This is a genomic window from Cohnella suwonensis (assembly GCF_042655365.1).
GTDB classification, from domain to species: Bacteria; Bacillota; Bacilli; order Paenibacillales; family Paenibacillaceae; genus Cohnella; species Cohnella suwonensis.
In genome coordinates this window covers 1-826 of the sequence record NZ_JBHSMH010000079.1, presented here as the reverse complement: position 1 = coordinate 826, position 826 = coordinate 1, and the positions used below count along the sequence as shown (strand labels likewise).

Annotated in this window: 1 protein-coding gene; it reads right to left on the bottom strand. The window is 37.2% G+C overall.

Going from position 1 to position 826, the window contains the following annotated elements; all coding sequences use genetic code 11:
- Positions 1–217: 217 nt before the first annotated feature.
- Entirely contained in the window at positions 218–673 is a 456-nt protein-coding gene (locus ACFPPD_RS19575; RefSeq protein ID WP_378082983.1) for a hypothetical protein, read from the bottom strand.
- Positions 674–826 lie beyond the last annotated feature (153 nt).

Below are 826 nucleotides of genomic sequence, written 5' to 3'. Positions count from 1 at the left end.
TAACGTTCATGTGTTCACGACGTCCCACCACCTTAAGCCCGAAGGGCGGCCGCGATGCGGTTAGGTGGTGCGGATGTGTCCGGCTGAATTTGCTTCCTTGCTGCTGAAATACTCCAGTCGATTACGCTTCCCTACTTCTGCCGGACCGAGGGCCGAATGGCCCGATGCGTGAACATGGTGTTATATGATGCCGATGCCTACCTGAACTACTATCACATTATTTGTACATCTTTCTATATTTAAATTGAATTTCCAACGAAATAGATAAAACTAAGACTACGACTATTAATATTGCAAAGAGCTTGATCATCGATATTCTTGAATCCATGACCCCTATATAACCTGTTCTTGTTATTTCGTCTTGATTCGACGAGGCATCTAAAAAAGTTGAACTACTCAAACTGAGACTGTAAATCTTACTATAATCATACTCTGTCTCTTGATTATCGCTACAAACATTATTGTTATATATAAAGTCAGTCGTACCCAAAATACTGCCAAATAAAAATCCGCTGTGCTTGCTTGTATATTGTGCACTCCAATATTGTTCATCTTCACCTATTGTCATAAAACCGCTTGGAACATTATCTAATCTAATCCAATTCACCTTAATATTATAATTACACTGGTTTGATAAAAAGTTTTCCAATGCTATTCCTATTTTGTTTTCCATTTTTCTTTTTTCATTCAAATCGAAGAAGTACGGAATTATCAAACAAATTATATATAGTGTAAGTAAAACCAGTAATAATCGAATTGTGATTTTCATTTTTTCTCCTTGTCTCTTGCATCGGTTTCATATAACGTTCATGTGTTCACGACGTCC